We start from the raw sequence: 22414 nt of genomic DNA, 5'->3' as shown, positions 1-22414 counted from the left end.
CGATGGCTTTTCTGCAGGACGCGCCTCGACTGGCGCACCCCTATCGCAACGACCGTGTACTGACCGCATGGCTCGGCCGTGTCCTGCCCGCCGAACGGCTCGACGCGATCCGTGCCGACCTCGACGCCCTCGGCGATTACGCGGTCATGGCCTGGGATCGACGCGGCCGCACACCGCGCACCGAACCCATCCTCACCTCGTGGGATGCGTGGGGCGTCCGCGTGGATCGCATCGCTCTCACACCCGCATGGGAAGAAGGTCCCGGCGTCACCACCCGCCATGCCGTGCTCGCTTCCGGTCATGACGCGTCGCCCTGGGCGCGCGTGGAAGAGTTCGCACGTGTTTACCTGTATCACATCGCCAGCGAGTTCTATTGCTGCCCGCTGGCCATGACCGACGGCGCCGCCACGGCGATTCGCGCCTCGGGCAACCGCGCACTGATCGAACGCGCGCTACCGCATTTCCTCAGCCGAGATGCCGCGACGTTCTGGCTGTCCGGACAGTGGATGACCGAAACGCCGGGCGGCTCCGATGTCGGCCGCACGGAAACCGTTGCCCGACAGGACGCCGACGGCCAGTGGCGCCTGTACGGCCGCAAGTGGTTCAGCTCGGCCGTGGTCGGCGAAGCCGCCCTGGCCCTGGCCCGGCCTGACGGCGCGGGTCACGGCACATCGGCACTCGCCTTGTTCTACGTGGAAACCAGGGATGATCGGGGAGCATGGCGCGGTATCACGATCGATCGCCTGAAAAAGAAACTCGGCACCCATGAACTGCCGACGGCGGAGATCCATCTCGACGGTTTGCCCGCGACGCCGGTGGGATCCCTCGACCACGGCGTGCGCCAGATCGCGCCGATGCTCAATGTCACCCGGACCTGGAACGCCGTGTGCGCCGTGGCGAGCATGGCCCGTGCCATTTCGCTCGCGCGCGACTACGCCACACGGCGCAGCGCGTTCGGAGCGCGCCTGATCGACCATCCGCTACATGCCCGCACACTGGCCGACATGCAGGCCGAGTTCGAAGCCGCCTTCTCGCTCACCTTCTTCGTCGCCGAGTTGCTGGGTCGCACCGAGCACGGAGAAGGCGCCGCGCACGAGGCCGCCCTGCTTCGCCTGCTCACGCCGCTGGCCAAGCTGTGGACGGCGAAAGTATCGATCCGCGTCGTTTCCGAAGCGCTCGAATGCTTCGGTGGCGCCGGTTACATCGAGGACACGGGCCTACCGCAGTTGTTGCGCGATGCCCAGGTCTACGCCATCTGGGAGGGCACGACCAATGTCCTCTCGCTCGACATGCTGCGCGCCATCGGCAGCACCGGCATCGCACCGTTGCGGGTCGCCATCGATGCACTGGTGGATCCTGGCGCCGCCGAGCGGACGCCGATCAACGTCGCCCTCGACGCCACCGAGGCCCTGCTCGGCGACGTCGTCGCGGACCGCGCCTCGCTCGAAGCCTCTGCGCGGGGCGTCGCCTACACTCTGGCGCGCACGATGGCGGCGGCCTTGCTGGTGCGCTCGGCGGGATGGTCGAGCGCGAGCGGCGACACACGGGCCTCGGCAGCCGCCCGGCGCTTCATCGCTCGCGGCCTCGACAGGCTGGCTCTGCCGGATAACGAGGAGGACATCCTGCTCGCGACCGACGTACTGCCCATGACCGGCCCGGTCACGCGGTAGAATGGCTGCCCCGCGTTACCCGGCTTCCCAGGTCTGACATGCAGCAGCTCACCATCGTTACCACCGGCGGCACGATCGACAAGGTCTACTTCGACGACAAATCGGACTACCAGATCGGTAGCCCGCAGATCGCCGATATCCTCCAGCAGCTCGGCGTCGCGTTCCGCTTCGACGTGATTCCGATCCTGCGCAAGGACAGCCTGCATGTGACGGACGAAGATCGCACGCTGATGCGCAGCACGATCGAAGCCCAACCGCACCGCCACGTGCTGGTCACCCACGGCACCGACACGATGGTCGAGACGGCGCGCGTGCTGGCTGGCATCCCCGGCAAGGTCATCGTCCTGACCGGCGCATTGAACCCAGCGCGTTTCCAGGGCTCCGACGCCGTGTTCAACATTGGCTGCGCCGTCGGCGCGGTGCAATCGCTGGACGATGGTGTGTACATCGCCATGAACGGCCGCGTATGGGACCCGGCCACCGTACGCAAGAATCGCGACGCGAATCGCTTCGAAGCGATTTGACGCCCCCGGATCGGCCATTCACGTGCCGGGGCGGGGGAGCACCCGATCCTCGACCACCGCGTCGACCGTCGCTCCCGCATCGATCAGCCCTGCTCCGCAACCTTTCGGGCAGGGACCAGGCAGCGGCCTGGCGTTGTCGACCAGCTGCGTCGTGATCTCGTCCACGCCGATGAGCGGATCGGCCGACCGCATGAGCGCGACCAGGCCGGCGACCTGTGGCGCCGCCATCGATGTGCCCGCGTAGTACTTGAAGATGGGCCGTTGGCGGGTACGCGCGCCCGCGTCGACCGACGAAACGATGTCGTCGCTGCCGAACTGCCCGAGTGAGCCGCCCGGCGCGGCCACCGTGACGCCGTCGCCGTAGTTCGAGTACCACGCCATGCCGCCGTCGCGATTGAGCGCGGCGACTGAAATGACGCCCGGGCAATTTGCCGGCGACACGGTGGAAGCCAGGATCGAATCGTTACCTGCGGCCGCCACCACGGCGGTGCCCCGGCTGCGCGCCTGTTCGATGGCGCGCCGCATGGCCACGCCGCAGGCGCCGTGCAGGCGCAGGCTGAGGTTGATGACGTCGACGGGGGGCCTGCTGGGTATGCCGGCCACTTCACCGCCGGAAGCCCACACGATGGCATCCGCCACATCGGAAAGTCTGCCGCCACAGTGGCCCATGACGCGCACCGGGACGAGTTTGGCCTCGGGTGCCACGCCAACGATACCCTGTACATTGCCGGCCCTCGCGACGACGATGCCCGCGACATGCGTCCCATGCCACGTCGAAGGCTCACTCCGGCTCGATCCGCAGTCCCCAGGCTCGGTCCAGTCGCCCTCGTCGGTAGGGTCGGCGTCGCGCGCGTCGCCATCGCGCGCCCCTTGCGCATCGGTGATGAAGTCGTAGCCGGGAAGCAGCTGGCCGTCGAATTCCGGGTGCGCCGTGATGCCCGTATCCAATACGGCGACCACCGCTCCGTCGCCGCGCGTATCGACCCATGCGACCGTTGCATCGATACCGACCTTCGGATCGTGCATATACCACTGGCGCCGCCAGAGCGAATCGACGATGCCGCCCGCCGGGGTGACCATGCGATCTTCCTCAACCGCGACGACACCCGCCGACGCCGCCACGGCGTCGGCCTCGGCGGCGGTAAGTTCCATGACTTCACCACCCGTCGCAAGACGACCCCGATGCCACGAAGGCGAAGGCGAAGGCGAAGGCGAAGGGCGCGACATCGTGGCGGGCGCCGCCTCGTCTGCCATGGCCTTCTCGACCAGGACGTCCTCGAAGTGGACGATGTAGCGGGTCGTCGTTCCGTCCGAGGCCACGACGGGCGTGCTTACCGAAAGGCACAGGGCAACGACGGCAAGGGGCGAACCCGAGCATTTCGACATGACGCTTTCCTTCGACAGAGCGCTTCGATGCGCCGGTCGAAACAAACTAGAAGACACCTGCCATCACAAACATTCGCAACGCCCCGACTACCCGCGTGCGAATGACGCCGGACTTGCGTCAGTTTTTCCCCACAAAGAAGGCCCGGCGTCGCCGCCGGGCCTCAGGGAACACACGATCAGACGCTTACGGCGTCCAGGTAGCCTTCAACGACACACCCGAGAAAGCGGAGTAGCCGCGGACCTTGACGTAGTACGTGCCAGCCTGGGTCGTCGCGAAGGTGCACGACTCGGCATTGCCTGCCTTGTACGGACGGCAGTTGTAGCTCGACGTGGTCGGAGCGGAACCGAACTTCACGTAGAGATCCGCGTCACCCGTGCCGCCGCTCGTGGCGATGACGAGGTTCTTGGCGCCAGCCGCGACCACCACGGTGTAGCTGAGCTCCTGGCCGGTGCTGCCGGCGAGCCCCGTCTTGGCGACGCCATTGGTCAAGGCACCACCACCGCCGCCACCCGTCGAGCAGGTGACGCCGACGCCGGTAAACGCCGAGGCGACATCCGTGGCCGAGAAGCCCAGGTCGGTCGCCGCGCTGGCGACGCCGCACGAGCCACTGTTGAACGTGGAGCTCGCCGTCCAGTACAAGGCGTTCGCGCGAGCGAATACCTTAAAGGCTTTCACCGTGTCCCAACCGGTCGTCTTCGCCAGCAGGCAGAAGGCCTTGTTGTAGACGCCGGACGAGTAATGCACGTCGAGGCCACTGGTGTAATCGGAAGCGTTGCCGATCGAGCCACCGTCCTGCGGCGGATTGCACATGTAACGCAGTGCGGTGCCGATTCCGGCACTGGCCTTGACGATATCCGCACCGACGAGGAAGTCATTGGTGCCGCGGTCGTAATACTCGGCCGCTTCGCCGGCGATGTCCGAATAGGCTTCGTTCATGCCGCCGGACTGGCCGCTATAGGTCAGGTTCGAATGCTGCTCGGTGTAACCGTGGCTGATTTCGTGGGAAGTCACGTCCAGGGCCACCAGCGGATAGAACGTGTTGGCACCGTCGCCGAAGTTCATCGAGCTGCCGTCCCAGAACGCATTTTCGTAGCTGTTACCGTAATGCACCTTCATCACCAGCACCTGGTTCAGCGGTGCCGCACCGGTGTACGCGGTGTACATGTCGTGCACCACGCCACCGAAGTGATGGGCGTCGTTGATCGGTCCGTAGGCGCCGTTGATCGCGTCACCGGTGGAATTGAAACAGGTGAAACTCCACAACGTGCCGGCACCGGACGTGAGGTGGTTGAGGTTGTATGTCTTCACGTTCGTGTTCTGCGCCGTACAGGTGTTACCCGACTGCGTCACGATCAAGGCGGGTTTACCGCCGGCACCCCAGGTGTACTGGCCGGTCTTCTGATTGCCGCCAGGACCGGTGGCGTTCACTTCGGCATAGGTCAGGCCATCCCACTGCTCGATGATCGCGCCCGTGTTGGCGTCGATCAGTGCCGTGGGACGCGTCGGATGGTCGCCTCCGGAGAAGAACGACGTGAGGTAAACCAGGCGTGCCGGGACACCATCACCGGGATAGACGTAGAGATCCGCCTTGGCGTTCTCGGGTTTGGCCACCGCACCGGCCAGTGCCGTCGCCTGCTTGCCAAGCAGCGCCACCGCGCGAGCCGCGTCGATCTTCGGCGTCACCGACGCCAGGTCGACCTGCAGATCGGACGTGACCACCCCGTTGGCGACCAGCGAGTTACCCTGGGCATCCTGCTCCACGGCGATACTCCGGCCGAAGACAGGCACGCCCTTGAAGGTCTGCTGCATGCGAACGGTCTGCGTACCCCTGACGGTCGGTAGCGCGTTCCTGGCGACGAAGGCGTTATCGGCGGAGAGGCCGAGCTTTGCGGCCAGCTGGCTGGCGGGGATGGCTCCCAGACTCTGCGCGCGCAGCGCCTGTTCGGTAGCCGCCGAAGCGACGGAACAGGTGGCGACGGCCAGCGAAGCGACCAGGAGTTTCAAGCGAACATGACTTGCCATTACGTTCCTCCTCCAGGAACAGGCCACACGAACCCATTGCGGTCGTGTGGACCACATTCCGAACGATATGATTGACGCGCCGAAGCGCGATGCCCGTTGCAACCTTCGGCCCCCCTGCCGAAAGTCCTTGTCAACCTAACGCAAGTTCTCGCGGTCGACTACCTAGGGATTTCCCTAGGAAACCGCCGGAACCGCGAAGCGACGCACGGATCCATTACACGAACTTGCGAAGATGAACGCCATGACGCAGCCGACCGATATCGACCTCGACCTCCGCCACATGACCCCCTCGGTACGTGCCTCATTCCGGCTCACATCGGAGCGGCATACCCTCGATCACCTGCTCGACGAACTGGGCGTGGCAGGTGCCCGGTGCTGGCAGCGCGGGGAAACGGAGGGGGATACCTTGCAGCGTCGCAGCCACGGCTGGTGCGTGGACCTGCCCGAGCAACGAACGTATTCGCTCGACGATGCCCTCAGCCAGCTGCTGGCCGTGCTTGCCCCGCACCGGGACGATATCGTCGCGACCATCCGCAGCCTGGAACTCGACGCGCATTTTGGTTTGCACGTGCAGGTCGCCGGCGACCGTGTGCCGGCCTGCTACTGGTCACCGGTGAACATCCGGACCGTGGCGCTCTATGAAGCCTCGCTGGAAGCCGATATCGCGGTATCCCCGGTCGCCTGACGCCCGCTCAGAGCATGCCGGTCTCGAGCTTGGCCGCGTCCGACATCATCGAATGGTTCCAGGGCGGATCGAAGACGAGGTCGACATCCGCTTCGGCGACTGTCGGGATAAGTTCGAGCTTGGTGCGCACATCGTCGACGAGGATGTCGCCCATGCCGCAGCCGGGCGCGGTCAGGGTCATCTTCACGTAGGCCTTGCGGACGCCTTCGTCGCTGGATTCCAGGCTGACGTCGTAGACCAGGCCCAGCTCCACCACGTTGATCGGAATCTCGGGATCGAAGCAGGTACGCAACTGCTGCCAGACCAGCTTCTCGACCTCGTCGTCGGAGGCGCCGTCTTCCAGTTCGATCGGGCGGGGCGGCTCCTTGCCGAGCGCGTCGGCATCGCCGCCGGCAATGCGGAACAGGTTGCCTTCCACATACACAGTGAAGCTGCCACCCAGGGCCTGGGTGATGTAGCCGATCTGGCCGGCCGGAAGCGTCACCGTCTCGCCCTGGGGCACCATGACCGCCTGGCAGTCGCGCTCGAGGGTGAAAGGTTCGCTGCTAAGGCTGAAACCGCTCATTGCTGTCCTGTAAAGGCCGCGCCGCGGCCGCAAAGTCGTCGATTATGCGCCCGCCGGGAGCCGACGGTAACCATCCTGCAGGGTAGATCGGGGCGATGGCCGACCGCCTCAAGAGCGCGCCGGCCGCCGGCCCGCTATCATTGCCCCCCTTTGCCCGACCCCGGATCCCATGCGCCATCGGAAGGAACACCATGCCGGCTGAGCGTTTCCGCCGCCTCCCCGGCCTCCTCTTTGGCGCCTTTTGCGCCGCCGCGTTCGGATTCGCCGCCGGTGCCGTCTGGATGGTGCCGTCGATGATGTTCGGCCGCGCCCTGCCCGCGCTGGTGCTTCCGGTGGGCTGGGTGCTGGGTATCGTGGTCCGGCGCTGGCTGGGCATCGAGCGTGGACTGGGCTCGGCCCTGGCCGCGCTCGCCACCCTGCTCGCATCGGCCTATACCGCCTGCCTGGTGGCGGCGGCGACCATCTCGGGGATGATGGGTATCGGCTTCGGCCAGGCCATCCATGACGCCGGGGCGGGCATGCTCCTCGAACTGGCGCGCCTGGCCCAAGGCCCCTGGGACCTGTTTCTCTACGTCGCCGGCGCCTTGCTCGCCGCCCTCGTCGCCTGGCCGATCGGCCGTCGTCCACCCGGGCGCTCCTGACTTCATAGGCCGTAAATGCCCGGCCCATGAAGATGGCGGGTGCGGAACCAGTCAACCGGCGGTCGCCGACCGCGTTTACCGGAGAGATTCAGGCTGTATGGAGCATCAGGATGCCAAGACCGACGAAGCGAAGGGCGCCGTGAACGGCTCGCTCGCGCTCGACAGCGCATCCCTCGACGATGTCCGCGAGGTCCCCGCGAGCATGGACGCCTTCCTGGCGGCTATCGAGCGTCGCGCCTGGCGCATGGCCGAGATCCATCTGGGTAACCGTGAAGACGGCATGGATGCGGTCCAGGACGCGATGTTGCGCCTGGTCCGTCACTACGCCGACAAGCCACCGGGCGAGTGGACCCCGCTGTTCTGGGGCATCCTCCGCCGCCGTATCGTCGATCTGCAGCGCCGCCGCAAGGTGCGCTCGATCATCGTCGGCTGGATCGGCGGGGGCCGCGACGACGACGGCGACGAGCTTCCGGCCTGGGAGCCCGCCGACGACAGTCCGGACCCATCCGCCCGCCTGCAGGACTCGCAAGCCTATGGCGACATCGTTGTCGCGGTGCGCAAGTTGCCACAGCGCCAGCGCGAGGCGTTCACCTTGCGCATCATGGAAGGCCTGGACGTGGCCGAAACGGCAGCCGTCATGGGTTGTTCCGACGGTAGTGTGAAGACTCACCTTTCGCGCGCGATGCATGCGCTGCGCGATCAACTGGAGGCATGGCGATGAGCCAGCACGATCGAGACCTCGAACGTCGCGCCCGGGAACTCTACCTGCGCGCCAGCCGCGATGTGGATCCGGCCACGGCCGGCCGCCTGCGCGCAGCGCGCCGCACGGCACTGGCCGCACCGCATGAATCCGCAGCGCGGCGCATGATGCTGCCCGCCGGCGCCTTCGCCGTCGTTGCGCTGGCGTCGCTGATGCTCTGGCAGCCCGGTGCGGCACCTCCGGCGGCACCGCCGGCGGTCATGCAGTCAGCGGATACCGAGGCGACCGATCTGCCGCCGGACCCGGACAGCGCCGATCCCGCCCTGTACCAGAACCTGCAGTTCTACAGCTGGCTGGCCTACAACGACACGCAGCCGTCCGCTGCCCATAAGTGATCCCCATGCGCCGCGTTCCCTTCATCATCGCCACCGTGTTCGCCCTGGCTGCGCCTCTCGCCGCCACGGCCCAGGATCGTCCGCCGCCGGGCGGGGCCTGGCCTACCAGCGAGCAGCCGCAGGTGCCGCCGCGCCCCTGGAGCCAGCTGACGCCTGATGAAAAGGACATCCTGTCCCCGGTCGCGCACGACTGGGACAGCTTCCCCGCCCGGAAGCAGTCGCACATGCTCGAAATGGCGCAGCGCTGGAAAGGTCTTCCGCCGGAACGCCGCGCCGAAATCCGCGAGCGTATCGATCGCTGGCAGCACATGACGCCGGAAGAGCGCGCGGAAGCGCGCAAGAACCAGCAGAAATTCCAGGACCTCAGCCCGGAGCAGCGCGCCAAGCTGCACGACGCCTTCGAACGGTTCCGCACCCTTTCCCCGGCGCAAAAACAGGCGCTGATGGAGAAGTGGCGCAACCAGACGCCCGAGCAGCGCCGCCAGGCCATCGACAATATGGGGCCGAACGACGCCCTCCCGCCCCCGCCGCCTCGCGGCGACAGGCCGGGCGAGCGTGGGCCACCGCCGGACGGTTCCGCTAAACTGGGCGGATGACGCAAACCACGCTGGACCTCCTCGACCGTCGCCGCTCCGTGCCCTCGCGCCAGCTCGGCGAACCGGCGCCCGACGATGCCGCCCTCAAGCGCCTGCTCGAAGCCGCGATCCGGGTGCCGGACCACGGCAAGCTGGAGCCGTTCCGGATCCGCGTGCTGCGCGGCGACGCCAAGCGGCAATTCGGCGCCGAACTGGCAAAGCTCGCCATCGAGGCCAATCCCGACCTCTCCGAGGCCAAGCGCGAGAAAGAACTGAGGCGCTACGACCACGCGCCGCTGGTGCTCGTCGTCTCGGCAAAGATCGACGACGAGAGCAAGGTGCCCGAGCTCGAACAGAACCTCACCGCAGGCTGCGTGGCGTACAACGTGCTGCTGGGCGCCCAGGCGCTCGGCTATGGCGCGCAGTGGCTCACCGGCTGGGCCGCCTACGATCGCAGCGTGGCCAAACTGCTCGGGATGAAGAAGCACGAACACGTCATCGGCTTCCTGCACATCGGCACGCCCTCGATGGACGCACCCGAGCGGGATCGCCCGGCCTACGACGATATCGTGAGCGTGTGGTCGCCGTGAGCGGCGATTCGCTCGTCCACCTGGTCGACGGCAGTCTCTACGTCTTCCGCGCCTGGCATTCGATGCCGGACGAGTTCCACGACCAGGATGGCGAGTCGGTCAATGCCGTGCACGGCTTCACGCGGTTCCTGTGCGAGCTGCTGGAGCGTAGCCGCGCGGAGCATGTCGCCGTCGCCTTCGATGCCTCGCTCACCACGTCGTTCCGCAACGCGATTTACCCGGCCTACAAGGCCAATCGCGAGCTGCCACCGCCGCAGCTCGTGCGCCAGTTCTCGGTCTGCCGTGAAATATCCGCGGCCCTGGGCCTGAGCGTGCTCAACGACCATCAGTACGAAGCCGACGACCTCATCGGCAGCGCGTTGTGGGGCCTGCGTTCGCATGGCTTCCGCGGCGTCATCGTCTCGGCCGACAAGGACTTCGGCCAGTTGCTGGGCGAGCACGACGAACAGTGGGATTTCGCCAAGAACGTCCGCTGGGGGCCGAGCGGCGTGTTCGACAAGCTCGGCGTTCACCCGCACCAGGTGGCCGACTACCTCGCCCTCTGCGGTGATGCCGTCGACAACATCCCCGGCGTACCCGGCATAGGCGCAAAAACGGCGGCGGCGCTGCTCGCCCACTTCGGCAGCCTCGACGCGGTGCTGGACCGGATCGATGAGGTCCCGTATCTGCGCATCCGCGGTGCGGCCGCCTGTGCGGCCCGCCTGCGCGAACACGCCGAGCAGGCCTTGATGTGCCGCCGACTGACCCGGATCGCCCTCGACATCGCGGTGGCCGAGACCGCCGATGCGCTACGCCGCCGTCAAGGTGAAGCGGCCACGCTCGACGAACTCTGTGAACGCCTGCGCTTCGGGCCGCTCACCCGCTCGCGGCTGCGTGCGCTGATCTGAGAGGATTCCACCCAACGTCACACGGCCGCGCTACCCTTGGTCGGATACTTCGTATCCACCCTCCAGGAGCCCGACCATGCAGACCAGCCCGTTGCCCCACGCCTCGCCGATCCCCGACGACGCCAGCGCACCGGAAGAGGTGCTGCACAAGGCGAAGTGGCTGACCCTGAAGCGTCGCGGTCGCTGGGAGTACGCCGAGCGGAACAATCCCGGCGGCGCGGTGATCATTCTCGCGGTGACGCCCGACGACAAGGTCGTCTTTGTCGAGCAGTACCGCGTGTCGATCCTGGCCAACACCATCGAAATGCCCGCCGGCCTTGTCGGCGATCTCGCGGACGCCGAAGACGAAGACGTGCTGATCGCCGCACGACGTGAACTCGAGGAAGAAACCGGCTACGCCTGCGGCAAGATCGAGTTCATTCACGAGGGCCCGTCGTCGGCTGGCATGAGCACCGAGATGATCGCCTTCGCCCGCGCCTGGGACCTCGTCCGCGTCGGCCAGGGCGGCGGCGATGAAACCGAAAACATCATCGTGCACGAAGTGCCGCGCGCCGAAGCCGGCAAGTGGCTGTTCGACCGGGCTGCCGAGGGCTTCTCGATCGACGCCAAGCTGTTCGCCGGGCTGTGGTTCATCGATCACCCCGAAGCGCACATGCGCTAATCAAATACATGTGGGAGCCGATTCATCGGCGAATAATGAATAAACCCGCTGCGCAGCAGCGCCTCCTTCAGGTTGCTGGCCTCGGTCCTCATCGGAGGAAGCCAGCAGGTGCCAGTAATCTGGCCCGCTGCCGCGGGATCGCCGCTAAAGCGGCTCCCACAGGTAGGGTCCATGGGTGGGGTAACCGCAATGTCAATTCTTGCTGACAACCCCCACCCCGGTTAGCCTTCCCTCTGCTTCACCCGGCGCCGCCCATGTCTGTTCGCTTTGCCCATCTTCACCTGCACAGCGAGTACTCGCTGGTCGATTCGACCATCCGCATCAAGCAGCTGGTCGCTGCCTGCGTGCGTACCGGCATGCCTGCCGTCGCACTGACCGATGAGAACAACCTCTTCGGCCTGGTCAAGTTCTACAAGCAGTGCACGGCAGCGGGCATCAAGCCCATCGCCGGCTGCGACGTCTGGGTATCGAGTCCGGACGATCCGCGCCCCTGGCGCCTGACCCTGATGTGCCAGGACCGCGACGGTTACCTCAACCTGTCGCGCCTGGTCTCCCGTGCGTGGCGTGAAGGCCAGGGCACCGGTCGCGCGCTCGTCGACGCTACCTGGATGCACCCCGAGAGCGTGCGCGGCCTGATTGCCGTGGTTGGGCGGGAAAGCGAGCTCGCACGTGTCGCCCTCGGCGCCGGCCTGCCCGCCGCCGGCCTCCGTCTGGAATCGCTGCGCCGCCTGTTCCCCGATCGCCTCTACCTCGAGCTGACCCGTACCGGTCGCCAGCACGAGGAAGACTGGGTGCGTGCCGCCATGGCCCTCGCCGGCGATTACGAGCTGCCGGTCATCGCCAGCAACGACGTGCGCTTTCTCGAGCGCGAGGGTTTCGAATCCCACGAAGCCCGCACCTGTATCAACCAGGGTCGCGTGCTCGCCGATCCGAAGCGTCCGCACGATTACAGCGAGGAGCAATACTTCAAGAGTGCCGAGGAGATGGAAGCGCTCTTCGCCGACATTCCCGAAGCCCTCGAGAACACGGTCGAACTGGCCAAGCGCTGCAACCTCGAACTGACCTTCGGCGAATACTTCCTGCCGAACTTCCCGGTGCCCGAAGGCCACACGCTCGACACCTTCATTCGTGCCCAGGCCCAGGCCGGCCTCGAAGAACGCCTCGCCGTGCATCCGCTCGCCGCGGGAAAGACGCGCGAGGACTACCAGGCGCGCCTGGACCGCGAAGTCGACGTCATCATCGGCATGGGCTTTCCCGGCTACTTCCTGATCGTGGCCGACTTCATCGGCTGGGGTAAGGACAACGGTATTCCGGTCGGTCCGGGCCGCGGTTCCGGTGCGGGTTCACTCGTCGCCTGGGTGCTCAAGATCACCGATCTGGATCCGCTCCAGTTCGAGTTGCTGTTTGAGCGCTTCCTCAATCCCGAACGCGTGTCGATGCCCGACTTCGACATCGACTTCTGCATGGATCGCCGCGACGAGGTGATCGACTATGTCGCGCGCAAATACGGCCGCGACCACGTCAGCCAGATCATCACCTACGGCTCGATGGCGGCGAAGGCCGTGCTTCGCGACTCCGGTCGCGTGCTCGGCATGGGCTACGGCCAGGTGGATCGCCTTGCCAAGCTCATTCCGAACCGCCCTCTCGACCTCACACTGGGCGACGCGCTCGGCCGCACCGAGAAGTCGAAGAAAGAGCCGGACCGCATCGTCAAGGAATTCTGCGATGTCTATGAGCAGGAGGAAGAACCGCGCCAGCTGATCGACCTCGCGCTCAGCCTCGAAGGCCTCACGCGAAATGCCGGCAAGCACGCAGGCGGCGTCGTCATCGCTCCCACGCCGCTGACCGACTTCGCGCCGCTCTACTGCGAAGCGAGCGGCGAAGGCGTCGTCACGCAATACGACAAGGACGATGTCGAAGCGGTCGGCCTGGTGAAGTTCGACTTCCTCGGCCTGCGCACGCTGACGATCATCGACTGGGCCGTCAAGGCGATCAACAAGCGTCGCGCGAAGGAAGGCACCGAAGCACTGGTGATCGAAGCCTTGCCGCTGGATGATCCCAAGGTCTACGACCTGCTGAAGAAGGCGCAGACCGTCGCCGTCTTCCAGCTCGAGTCGCGCGGCATGCAGGGCATGCTCAAGGATGCCCAGGCCGATCGCTTCGAAGACATCATCGCCCTGGTGGCCCTGTACCGCCCCGGCCCGATGGACCTGATCCCCAGCTTCTGCGCGCGTAAGCATGGCCGCGAAGCGGTGGAGTATCCGGATCCGCGCGTCGAGCCCATCCTGAAAGAGACCTACGGCATCATGGTCTATCAGGAGCAGGTGATGCAGATGGCGCAGATCGTCGGCGGTTACACGCTCGGCGGCGCCGATCTGTTGCGCCGTGCGATGGGTAAGAAAAAAGCCGAGGAGATGGTCAAGCATCGCGCCACCTTCCGCGAAGGCGCGGCGAAGGATGGCATCGATTCGATCAAGGCCGATGCGATCTTCGACCTCATGGAGAAGTTCGCCGGCTACGGCTTCAACAAGTCGCATGCCGCGGCTTATGCGCTGGTGTCCTACCAGACCGCCTGGCTGAAGGCGCACTACCCCGCCGAGTTCATGGCCGCGACGATCTCGTCGGACATGGACAACACCGAGAAGGCGGTCACCTTCCTCGAAGAAACCCGCACCATCGGCATCAAGGTGCTACCGCCGGACGTCAACGCCTCGGACTGGATGTTCGAAGCGGTGGAGCCGAAGGTCGTGCGCTACGGCCTCGGCGCGATCAAGGGCGTGGGCCAGGGCATCTGCGAGGAGATCGTCGCCGAGCGCAAGGCGAAGGGCCCGTACCGGGGTCTCGTCGACTTCTGCCAGCGCGTCGGCTCGAACAAGCTCAACAAGCGCACGATGGAGGCGCTGGTACAGTCCGGCGCGCTCGACGGACTCGGCGAGAACCGCGCCACCCTCGTCATGCACCTGCCCGAAGCGATGCGCGCCGCCGACCAGGAAGCGAAGAACCGCGCTTCCGGCCAGGTCGATATCTTCGGCAACGCCTTTGGCGCGGCGGAAACGCCGAGCATCATCGAACTCTCCGGCGCCGTGCCGGAATGGCCGCTCGAACAGCTGTTGCAGGGTGAGCACGATACGCTCGGCCATTACCTGTCCGGCCATCCGACCGACCCATGGAAGGGCGAGCTCGCCCAGTTGTCGAGCTGCCCGATCGGCGAGATCCCTCAGCGCTACCAGCCGCCCAAACCACGTCGCAACGACGACGATGAAAACGCCAGCCGTTTCCGTCGTGGCCCGGAAACGCCGTGGACGGTAGCCGGCATGGTGGTGGGCATGCGCAAGCGCGGTGACAGCGATGCCTTCGTACAGATCGAAGACGCCACCGGCCTGCTGGAAACGAGCTTTTTCCGCGAAGTATTCACCGAGGCGGCACCCCTGCTTACGCGGGGCACCCTCATCGTCGTCGAGGGTGGCCTGCGTATCGACGACTTCGCCGGCGGGTATCAATTGCGTGCGCGCAAGGCCTATGCCTTGTCCGATGCCATGGAACACTTCGGCCGCCTGCTGACGCTGCGACTCAACGGCATCGGTCCGGATTTTCCACAGCACCTGCGTCAGGCCCTCATGGCGTATCGCGGCGGCCGCACGCCGCTGATGCTCTCGGGCTACCGCAACGACACCGGCCAGGCCAGCTTCGAACTGGGCGAGGCCTGGCGGGTACGTGCCCTGCCCGACCTGATGCGCACACTGCGCGCCTTGCCGGGAGTATTGGGCACCGAGTTGCGACTGGTGCGGCCGGCCGACTAAGCCGTTCCGATCAGAGCACGTCCACGTCGGTGTTCTGGACGAGCGCGACGTCGTCCACCTGCACGGTCGTGTGCGCGCCGCCTTCGTTCTCGATTTCCAGCAGCACGTGTGCCGGGGCGGCGTAAGGGCGACCCTGCACGCTCAATGCCACGGTGCTCCATTCCTCCGCCTGCGCCGTGCTGGTGATGTGACCCAGGACAACCCTGCCAGCACCCTGGTCGGTGCTCATCGAGAGCGTGGCGCGTACCTGCGCCTGATCGTGCTCGGCGCGGACGCGAAAGCGCACGGCATAGACGGCATCGGCCGTATTCTGGCCCGTATGGGCGTAGACCGCTTGCGAGATGCCGCTGCCCGTCGGCAGGGCCGCATAGGTCATGCCGTCGGGGTCGACACCGTGACCCGGCAGACCGACGCGACGCCAGGACGACAGGCTGCCGTCCGTGAACTGACCGTCCTTCAGGGGCAGGAGGCAGGCGCCATCGTAGGCCTGCCCGAGGACACAGGCCGGGAGGTCCGGAAGCCGCCCGGGATCGCCGGCCAGGGCCGTGCCGGTGCCACCCAGGGCGACAGCGGACGCGAGCAGGAAGGCGGGGAGGGATTTGCGCATCATCATTCCTTGATGGTTGGGGGTGAGGCGATTGGAGCATGGAGGGCTGCATCGCGGGCGAGCCCAACGCCTGATCAGGCGGTCGACCTACACGGATTTCAGAAATCCGCTCAATCACTTACACCGATCCTCTGTCGTCCGTACCCTTGCGCACACCGCGCCGGGCGCCACTAGGTATAATCAGCGGTCTTGCCCGGATGCACCCTATTTCATGAATCCCAACTTCCTCGATTTCGAACAACCCATTGCCGAGCTGGAAGCGAAGATCGAAGAGCTTCGCCACGCCAGCAGCGGGCAGGCATTCAATATCGACGAGGAAGTAGGCCGCCTGCGTGAAAAGCTGAAGATCAAGACCGCCGAGATCTTCCGCAACCTCACGCCCTGGCAGGTCAGCCAGGTGTCGCGCCATCCGGCACGCCCGTACACGCTGGATTACATCCAGGCCATGTGCGAGGAATTCCACGAGCTCAAGGGCGACCGCATGTTCGCGGACGACCAGGCGATCGTCGGCGGCCTCGGCCGGATCAACGGCCGCTCCGTGATGATCGTCGGCCACCAGAAGGGCCGCGACACGAAGGCCAAGGTGAAGCGCAACTTCGGCATGCCGCGCCCCGAGGGTTACCGCAAGGCGCTGCGCCTGTTCAAGATGGCCGAGCGTTTTGGCATCCCGGTGTTCACCTTCATCGACACCGCCGGTGCGTGGCCAGGTATCAATGCCGAAGAACGCGGGCAGTCCGAGGCCATCGCCCGGAACCTGCTCGAGATGGCCGAACTGCGCGTGCCGATCATCTGCACCGTGACCGGTGAAGGCGGTTCCGGCGGCGCACTCGCCATCGGCGTCGGCGATCGCACGCTGATGCTGCAGTACTCGACCTACTCCGTCATCACCCCGGAAGGTTGCGCCTCCATCCTGTGGAAGAGCGCCGACAAGGCCAAGGACGCCGCCGAAGTCATGGGTCTCACGGCCCCGCGCCTGCTCGAAAATGGCCTGATCGACAAGATCGTGCGCGAACCGCTGGGTGGTGCACACCGCAACGCCCAGTCCATGGCGATTCGCCTCAAGGCCGTGCTGCTCAACGAGCTCGATGCACTCGAAACGCTCGGCGTCGATAAGCTGCTCGAGAAGCGTTACCAGCGTCTGCGCGGTTACGGCGCCTTCACCGAAGGCTGAGCTTCGACACATCGCGGCGGGGTACCATCGGGCTTCCATGCCCCGCACGCGGATCGAACCATGGCCAACGACGTCACCGATAAGCTCGCCGTCCTCATCGACGCCGATAACGCGCGTCCCGCGATCGTCGACGGCCTGCTCGCCGAAGTCGCCAAGTACGGCACCGCCCATGTGAAACGGATCTACGGCGACTGGACCGGCCCACACCTCAACGGCTGGAAGACCGCCCTGCTCGATCATTCGATCCAGCCCATCCAGCAGTTCGCCTACACCTCCGGGAAGAACGCCACGGACTCGGCGATGATCATCGATGCGATGGACCTGCTTTACTCCAATCGCTTCGACGGCTTCTGCATCGTCTCCAGTGACAGCGACTTCACGCGGCTGGCCTCGCGCATCCGCGAAGCCGGCCTCATGGTCTACGGTTTCGGCGAGCAGAAAACCCCCAAACCCTTCGTCTCCGCTTGCGACAAGTTCGTCTACACGGAAGTGCTCGTCGGCACGGTGGAGAACGAAGCCTCCGAGCCGCCGGTACAGCGCACCGCGCACGAGCTGCGCGGCGACACCAAGCTGGTCAACCTGATCCGCAACGCCATCGACGCCGGCTCCGACGAGAACGGCTGGGCGAGTCTCGGCGCCATCGGCAGCATCATCAACAAGCGCTCGCCCGAGTTCGACTCGCGCAACTACGGTTACTCGAAACTGAGCGGGCTGATCCACGGCATCGGCCTGTTCGAGGTCGAGGAGCGCGCGATCGGCAACGCAAGGCATCTCTTCGTTCGCCTCCGTGCCAAAGGTAAATGAACGTCTCGCTGATCGATCACCTCACCGCAGCCCTGGACGACGTGCCGGGCGTTGCGCTTGTCGTCGCCTTCAGTGGCGGCCCGGACTCCACCGCGCTGCTGCACGCACTCGCCGGCCAGATGCCGCGGCCGGCGCTGCGCGCCTTGCATGTCGACCACGGGCTGCATGCCGATAGCGCCACCTGGGCCGTGCACTGCCGCCGGATGTGCGATTCGCTTGGTGTGCCGATCGAGGTGGTACGAGTCACCGTGGACCTAACGCGCGGCGAAGGCATCGAGGCCGCTGCGCGACGCGCACGCCACGACGCCTTCGCTGCGGCGCTGAGGCCCGGCGAACACATCGTGCTCGCCCACCATCGCGACGACCAGATGGAAACCGTGCTGCTCAAGCTGATGCGTGGCGCGGGTCCGGACGGACTGGCGGGGATGCAGGCGATGCGCCCGCTCGCCGCCGGGATGCTGTGGCGCCCGCTGCTGGATCTCCCGCGTGCCGCGCTGCTCGACCATGTCGCCACACATGGACTGTCGACCCTGCACGACCCCTCCAACGACGACCCGCGCATCGCACGGGGCTACCTCCGCGCCACCGTCATGCCCGCCCTGATCGCGCAATGGCCGCAGGCACCCGTCAGCATCACGCACAGCGCGCGCCTGTGCCGGGAGGCGGCGGACGCCTTGCGTGAGAGCTGGATCGATGCACTCGACCACCTGCGCCGCGACGAGAACACCCTCGACGCCCGTGAATGGCTCGACCTGCGCCCGGCCTGGCGCGCCCCGCTGCTGGACCACTGGCTGCACGCCACTGGCCTGAGCGCACCGACGACGGCGCAGCGAGAGGCGCTCGAGCGGCAGATACGCGAGGCCTCGGCAGAACGCCTGCCACTCGTCGGCTGGCAGGACACGGAAGTTCGCGTCTGGAAGGGGCGGTTGTGGGCCATGTCCCGGTACCAGCCGTTCGACGAGGCATGGACGGGCCTGTGGCACGGCGAACCGATGGCCCTGCCCGGCGGCGGCGTGCTGACGCTGGGCGGCGCGCGCCTCGCCGAACCGCTCACCGTGCGCTACCGGCGCGGCGGCGACCGGATTCGCACCGCAGGCAACCACATCACCAAGGAACTGCGCGATCTTTTCCAGGAAGGCGCCGTGCCGCCCTGGCGGCGACCGCGCATGCCCCTGCTGTGCGAAAACGGCAGCCTGATCGCGGTCGGCGACCGCTGGATGAACGATCGCGGTAAGGCTTTGTTCGACGGAATAGGTGCCTTGCCGGTATGGCAGCGCGGCGTTTCCGATTGATCAAAAAGGCCATGTGAGCTAATTTTGCGGGCATGCCGAAGTCCCCCGCCCCTGTTGCACCCGCGTCATCCATTGCCGAATTCGAGCATTCGCTCGACGAGCTCGAGCAACTGGTCACGCGCATGGAAGGCGGCGAGTTGAGCCTCGACGAATCGCTCAAATCGTTCGAGCGCGGCATCGGCCTTTACCGGCACTGCCAAACGGCACTCGAGCAGGCTGAACTGCGCGTGCGCCTGCTGCTCGATCCCGAAGCCCCCGAGACCGCCGAACCCTTTGATTCCCACATCGACTGACCTGCCGGCGCCACTGAAGGCGCTGGTCGGCCGGGCTGACGAGGCGCTGGCGCGCGCGTTGCCCGGCGGCGACCTTCCTCCCGTGGAACTGCATGGCGCCATGCGCTACGCCGTCCTCGGCGGTGGCAAACGCCTGCGCCCGCTGCTGGTCTACGCAGCCGGGCACGCACTCGGCCGCGACGACGGCATCCTCGATGCACCCGCCTGCGCCGTGGAGATCATCCACGCGTATTCGCTGGTGCACGACGACCTGCCGGCGATGGACGACGACGCCCTGCGTCGCGGCCGGCCCACCTGCCACATCGTCTACGGCGAAGCCATGGCGATCCTCGCCGGTGACGCACTGCAGGCGCTGGCTTTCGAGATCCTCGCCACGCCGCACGGCGACCATGACGATCCGCTGGCGCGCATCGCCATGCTGCGCGCCCTCGGCGCCGCCTGCGGCGCCGAGGGCATGGCCGGCGGCCAGGCTTTCGATCTTTCCGCGGTGGGCCAGAAGCTGTCACTGGTGGATCTCGAGCGCATGCACGCCTACAAGACCGGCGCCCTCATTCGCGCTTCGGTGCGCCTGGGCGCCCTCGCAGCCGGCTGCACCGATCCCGACCTGCTCAGCCGCCTGGACCGTTACGGTCATGCCGTGGGCCTGGCTTTCCAGGTGCGCGACGACATCCTCGACGTGGAAGGCGAATCCGCCGTTATCGGCAAGACCGCCGGCAAGGACGCCGCCGCCGACAAGCCCACCTTCCCGTCGATCATCGGCCTGCCCGCCTCACGCGAGCGCCTCGACACCCTCGTCCGCGATGCCCTCGACGCCATCGAACCACTCGGCACACGCGGCGAATGGCTCGCCGACCTGGCGCGTTACTCCGCCCAGCGCGCGCACTGATCGGACAGCCCGCTGCGCGGGCTCATGCTTCCATTGTGGGAGCCGATTCATCGGCGATGAAGCCATGTGGGAGCCGATTCATCGGCGAAAAGCCAACGGAGCGGGGATGCCGCTGCGGTCATCGCTAGCGAAAGCCGCGAGGAGCAAAGCCCTTGGGGCCGCATAAGCTGAGGGCCGCTCAGTGATCGGCCGGAGCGAGCGCGTTGCTACGGCCCGCCTCGAAGAGCTGCGCCGGCGGCCCCAAGGGCCAACCCGACCGCGACTCCCACACCCACGCGAGCGCGAGGCGGCGAACGCCGCTGATACACGCGCCGCGAAGTGGCGGTCCTTCCAAAAAAAGAGCCCGCTAACGCGGGCTCTTCGTCACCCTGTTTGCGACAACTCAGCTAACCAGCCGCAACGCGAACGGATAGCGGTAGCTGCCCGACTGGCTGACGCGCACGGCGGCAAGGATGCAGAAGACGATGTTGAGGATCCACAGCACCACATGCAGGAAAGCACCGATCAGGATGACCGTGAGGATCCAGCAGATCACGTAGCCCAAAAGGACGGTGAGCTGGAAGTTCAGGGCTTCCTTGGACTCGGTTACGAGATAGGACTTGTCGGACCGGTCCTTGTTGATCAGCCACACGATCAACGGAACGATGATGCTGAACAGGAATCCCGAGAGATGCGTGAGCATCGCGAGGTTCTTGTCGTCGTTCCCGTGGGACACCGGCGGAACCGGCTCGTAAGGCGGTGGGCTCGGCGGGGGCGACGGTGGAATCTGGTCGGACGGCGTACTCATGGTGCGACTCCGGTGGCGATGTCAGGCCCACTGTCGGAGAGCGCCGGGGGCGTGTCAAGCCGTCCTTACGGCACATGCCGCCCCGCGAGGGGCGGCGCGCCTCGATCACTCGCCGGCGATCGTCATGTTTTCGATCAGCCAGGATCCGGTGAGGATGTGCGAGCGACGGTCCACGTCGTTACCCACGGCCACCAGATTGGCGTACATGTCGCGTAGGTTGGCGGCGATGGTGATCTCTTCGACCGGATAGGCGATCTCGCCGTTTTCCACCCAGAAGCCCGACGCACCGCGCGAATAATCGCCGGTAATGATGGACACGCCCTGCCCCATCACCTCGGTGACGAGAAGGCCCGTACCGAGCTTCCGCAGCATGCCGGCGAAGTCGTCATCGCCCGTCTTCACCAGCAGGTTGTGCACGCCGCCCGCGTTGCCGGTGGAGGTCAGGCCGAGCTTGCGTGCCGAATAACTGCCGAGGATGTAGCGCGAGAGCACGCCATCGACGATCAGCGGGGCATCGATCGTGGCGACGCCTTCGGCATCGAAGACCGACGAGCCCATGGCACGCGGAATGAGAGGTTTCTCATCGATGCGGAACCACGACGGCAGGATCTGCTTGCCGACGTGGTCGAGCAGGAAGCTGGAGCGGCGATAAAGCGATCCGCCGCTCACGGCGCCGAGCAGATGGCCGATCAGCGAACGGGAAATCTCGGGGGCGAACAACACCGGTGCCTGACGGGTACCCAGGCGACGCGCATTGAGTCGAGCCAGGGTGCGCTCGGCGGCCTTGCGGCCGATCGCGGCGGGATCCATGAAATCGGCGGCACGGCGCTGGCTGTCGTACCAATAGTCGCGCTGCATGCCGTCGTCATCGTCACCGGCGATCAGGGCGACCGACAGGGAATGCCGGGTGCCCCGTTCGCGTCCGAGGAAGCCGTGGGAATTGGCATAGACCGACAGACTCTGGCCAGCGCTCACGCTCGAGCCATCGGAGTTGGTGATGCCGGCGATGGCACGACCCGCGTCCTCGATCTCCTGACCCAGGGCAATCGCGCGATCCACGTCCAGGTCCCAAGGGTGCCAGAGGTCGAGGTCCGGGAAGCTCGTGGCCATGCGATCGGCCTCGGCCAGGCCGGAGGCCGGGTCGTCCTCGGTGAACCGGGCAATGGCGCAGGCCTGGTCGATCGTGGCCTGAATCGAGTCCGGATTGAGGTCGGCCGTGCTCGCCGATCCCTTGCGCTGACCGAAGTACACGGTGAGGGCGAAGCCGCGGTCCCGCGTGTGTTCGACGGTTTCGACCTCGCCCAGGCGGACATTCACGTTCAGGCCGACATCGACACTGGCGGATACCTCGGCCTGGGTTGCCCCGGCGGCGCGGGCCCTGCGGATGGTGTCCTCGGCCAGGGTGGCGAGGCGATCGAGGTCCTGCTGACTGCTGTCGACGGTGGAAACGAGGCTCACGTGGGCTTCCCGGG

General features: G+C 66.3%; 22 protein-coding genes. 16 read left to right on the top strand and 6 right to left on the bottom strand.

Translation table 11 applies throughout. The annotated features are described in order from the left end of the window. Nucleotides 1-2: 2 nt before the first annotated feature. Nucleotides 3-1670 carry an acyl-CoA dehydrogenase family protein gene (locus BJI69_RS12755; RefSeq protein WP_046966351.1) on the top strand — a complete coding sequence of 556 codons (1668 nt, stop codon included), beginning with the start codon at nt 3-5 and terminating at the stop codon, nt 1668-1670. Between the two features lie 38 nt (nt 1671-1708). Further along, entirely contained in the window at nt 1709-2194 is a 486-nt protein-coding gene (locus tag BJI69_RS12750; RefSeq protein ID WP_046966350.1) for an asparaginase domain-containing protein, read from the top strand. Between the two features lie 18 nt (nt 2195-2212). On the opposite strand, the gene BJI69_RS12745 is transcribed toward BJI69_RS12750, so the two are convergent. Together BJI69_RS12745 and BJI69_RS12740 are read right to left on the bottom strand one after the other, a co-directional pair. After that, nucleotides 2213-3580: a S8 family peptidase gene (locus BJI69_RS12745; protein WP_046966349.1), complete on the bottom strand. Its 1368-nt coding sequence runs from the start codon at nt 3578-3580 to the stop codon at nt 2213-2215. 184 nt (nt 3581-3764) lie between these two features. Next, entirely contained in the window at nt 3765-5603 is a 1839-nt protein-coding gene (locus BJI69_RS12740; RefSeq protein WP_046966348.1) for a M4 family metallopeptidase, read from the bottom strand. A gap of 232 nt (nt 5604-5835) precedes the next feature. Between BJI69_RS12740 and BJI69_RS12735 the strand changes: the two genes are divergently transcribed. Further along, the gene (locus tag BJI69_RS12735; protein ID WP_046966347.1) at nt 5836-6288 is read left to right on the top strand and encodes a DUF4279 domain-containing protein; all 453 of its coding nucleotides are present in this window, start codon (nt 5836-5838) and stop codon (nt 6286-6288) included. Between the two features lie 7 nt (nt 6289-6295). Here BJI69_RS12735 and sufT read toward each other — a convergent pair whose 3' ends face one another. Continuing rightward, a complete protein-coding gene (gene sufT, locus BJI69_RS12730) occupies nt 6296-6853 on the bottom strand; it encodes a putative Fe-S cluster assembly protein SufT (RefSeq protein WP_046966346.1) in 558 nt (185 codons plus the stop codon). A 191-nt stretch (nt 6854-7044) separates the two neighbouring features. Between sufT and BJI69_RS12725 the strand changes: the two genes are divergently transcribed. The 8 genes from BJI69_RS12725 to dnaE all read left to right on the top strand — a co-directional run bounded on the left by BJI69_RS12725 (nt 7045) and on the right by dnaE (nt 15102). After that, nucleotides 7045-7494 (top strand): hypothetical protein, encoded by a 450-nt coding sequence (locus BJI69_RS12725; RefSeq protein WP_046966345.1) that lies wholly within the window; start codon nt 7045-7047, stop codon nt 7492-7494. Nucleotides 7495-7591: 97 nt separating this feature from the next. Beyond that, nucleotides 7592-8215: an RNA polymerase sigma factor gene (locus BJI69_RS12720; RefSeq protein WP_181016715.1), complete on the top strand. Its 624-nt coding sequence runs from the start codon at nt 7592-7594 to the stop codon at nt 8213-8215. Next, a complete protein-coding gene (locus BJI69_RS12715; RefSeq protein ID WP_046966344.1) occupies nt 8212-8589 on the top strand; it encodes a hypothetical protein in 378 nt (125 codons plus the stop codon). The genes BJI69_RS12720 and BJI69_RS12715 overlap by 4 nt, the downstream gene beginning before the upstream one ends. A 5-nt stretch (nt 8590-8594) precedes the next feature. Next, nucleotides 8595-9185 carry a DUF3106 domain-containing protein gene (locus tag BJI69_RS12710; protein ID WP_046966343.1) on the top strand — a complete coding sequence of 197 codons (591 nt, stop codon included), beginning with the start codon at nt 8595-8597 and terminating at the stop codon, nt 9183-9185. Then, nucleotides 9182-9754, top strand: a complete 573-nt coding sequence (locus BJI69_RS12705; RefSeq protein WP_046966342.1) for a nitroreductase family protein — start codon at nt 9182-9184, stop codon at nt 9752-9754. Before BJI69_RS12710 ends, BJI69_RS12705 begins: the two co-directional genes overlap by 4 nt. Before the next feature lie 62 nt (nt 9755-9816). Continuing rightward, nucleotides 9817-10641, top strand: a complete 825-nt coding sequence (locus BJI69_RS12700) for a 5'-3' exonuclease (RefSeq protein ID WP_244465212.1) — start codon at nt 9817-9819, stop codon at nt 10639-10641. Between the two features lie 76 nt (nt 10642-10717). Continuing rightward, nucleotides 10718-11302 carry an NUDIX hydrolase gene (locus BJI69_RS12695; protein WP_046966340.1) on the top strand — a complete coding sequence of 195 codons (585 nt, stop codon included), beginning with the start codon at nt 10718-10720 and terminating at the stop codon, nt 11300-11302. Between the two features lie 254 nt (nt 11303-11556). Then, entirely contained in the window at nt 11557-15102 is a 3546-nt protein-coding gene (gene dnaE, locus BJI69_RS12690) for a DNA polymerase III subunit alpha (RefSeq protein ID WP_046966339.1), read from the top strand. Between the two features lie 10 nt (nt 15103-15112). Here dnaE and BJI69_RS12685 read toward each other — a convergent pair whose 3' ends face one another. Further along, entirely contained in the window at nt 15113-15709 is a 597-nt protein-coding gene (locus tag BJI69_RS12685) for a hypothetical protein (RefSeq protein ID WP_046966338.1), read from the bottom strand. A gap of 211 nt (nt 15710-15920) precedes the next feature. Between BJI69_RS12685 and BJI69_RS12680 the strand changes: the two genes are divergently transcribed. Genes BJI69_RS12680 through BJI69_RS12660 form a run of 5 tightly spaced genes read left to right on the top strand, consistent with a single transcriptional unit; the run spans nt 15921 to nt 20155 of the window. Beyond that, complete coding sequence (locus BJI69_RS12680) at nt 15921-16880, top strand: acetyl-CoA carboxylase carboxyltransferase subunit alpha (RefSeq protein WP_046966337.1); 960 nt, start codon at nt 15921-15923, stop codon at nt 16878-16880. A gap of 60 nt (nt 16881-16940) precedes the next feature. After that, nucleotides 16941-17684, top strand: a complete 744-nt coding sequence (locus tag BJI69_RS12675; RefSeq protein ID WP_046966336.1) for an NYN domain-containing protein — start codon at nt 16941-16943, stop codon at nt 17682-17684. Next, complete coding sequence (tilS, locus tag BJI69_RS12670) at nt 17681-18976, top strand: tRNA lysidine(34) synthetase TilS (RefSeq protein WP_046966335.1); 1296 nt, start codon at nt 17681-17683, stop codon at nt 18974-18976. Before BJI69_RS12675 ends, tilS begins: the two co-directional genes overlap by 4 nt. A gap of 32 nt (nt 18977-19008) precedes the next feature. Continuing rightward, on the top strand, nt 19009-19269 hold the full coding sequence (locus BJI69_RS12665; RefSeq protein WP_046966334.1) for an exodeoxyribonuclease VII small subunit: 261 nt from the start codon (nt 19009-19011) through the stop codon (nt 19267-19269). After that, nucleotides 19253-20155: a polyprenyl synthetase family protein gene (locus BJI69_RS12660; RefSeq protein ID WP_046966445.1), complete on the top strand. Its 903-nt coding sequence runs from the start codon at nt 19253-19255 to the stop codon at nt 20153-20155. The genes BJI69_RS12665 and BJI69_RS12660 overlap by 17 nt, the downstream gene beginning before the upstream one ends. 382 nt (nt 20156-20537) lie before the next feature. Here BJI69_RS12660 and BJI69_RS12655 read toward each other — a convergent pair whose 3' ends face one another. Next, nucleotides 20538-20942 carry a DUF4870 domain-containing protein gene (locus tag BJI69_RS12655; RefSeq protein WP_078023171.1) on the bottom strand — a complete coding sequence of 135 codons (405 nt, stop codon included), beginning with the start codon at nt 20940-20942 and terminating at the stop codon, nt 20538-20540. A 105-nt stretch (nt 20943-21047) separates the two neighbouring features. Beyond that, on the bottom strand, nt 21048-22400 hold the full coding sequence (gene pmbA, locus BJI69_RS12650) for a metalloprotease PmbA (RefSeq protein ID WP_046966333.1): 1353 nt from the start codon (nt 22398-22400) through the stop codon (nt 21048-21050). Nucleotides 22401-22414: the final 14 nt, after the last annotated feature.

The organism is Luteibacter rhizovicinus DSM 16549, assembly GCF_001887595.1.
GTDB lineage: Bacteria > Pseudomonadota > Gammaproteobacteria > Xanthomonadales > Rhodanobacteraceae > Luteibacter > Luteibacter rhizovicinus.
This window is presented reverse-complemented; position numbering and strand designations above follow the sequence as displayed.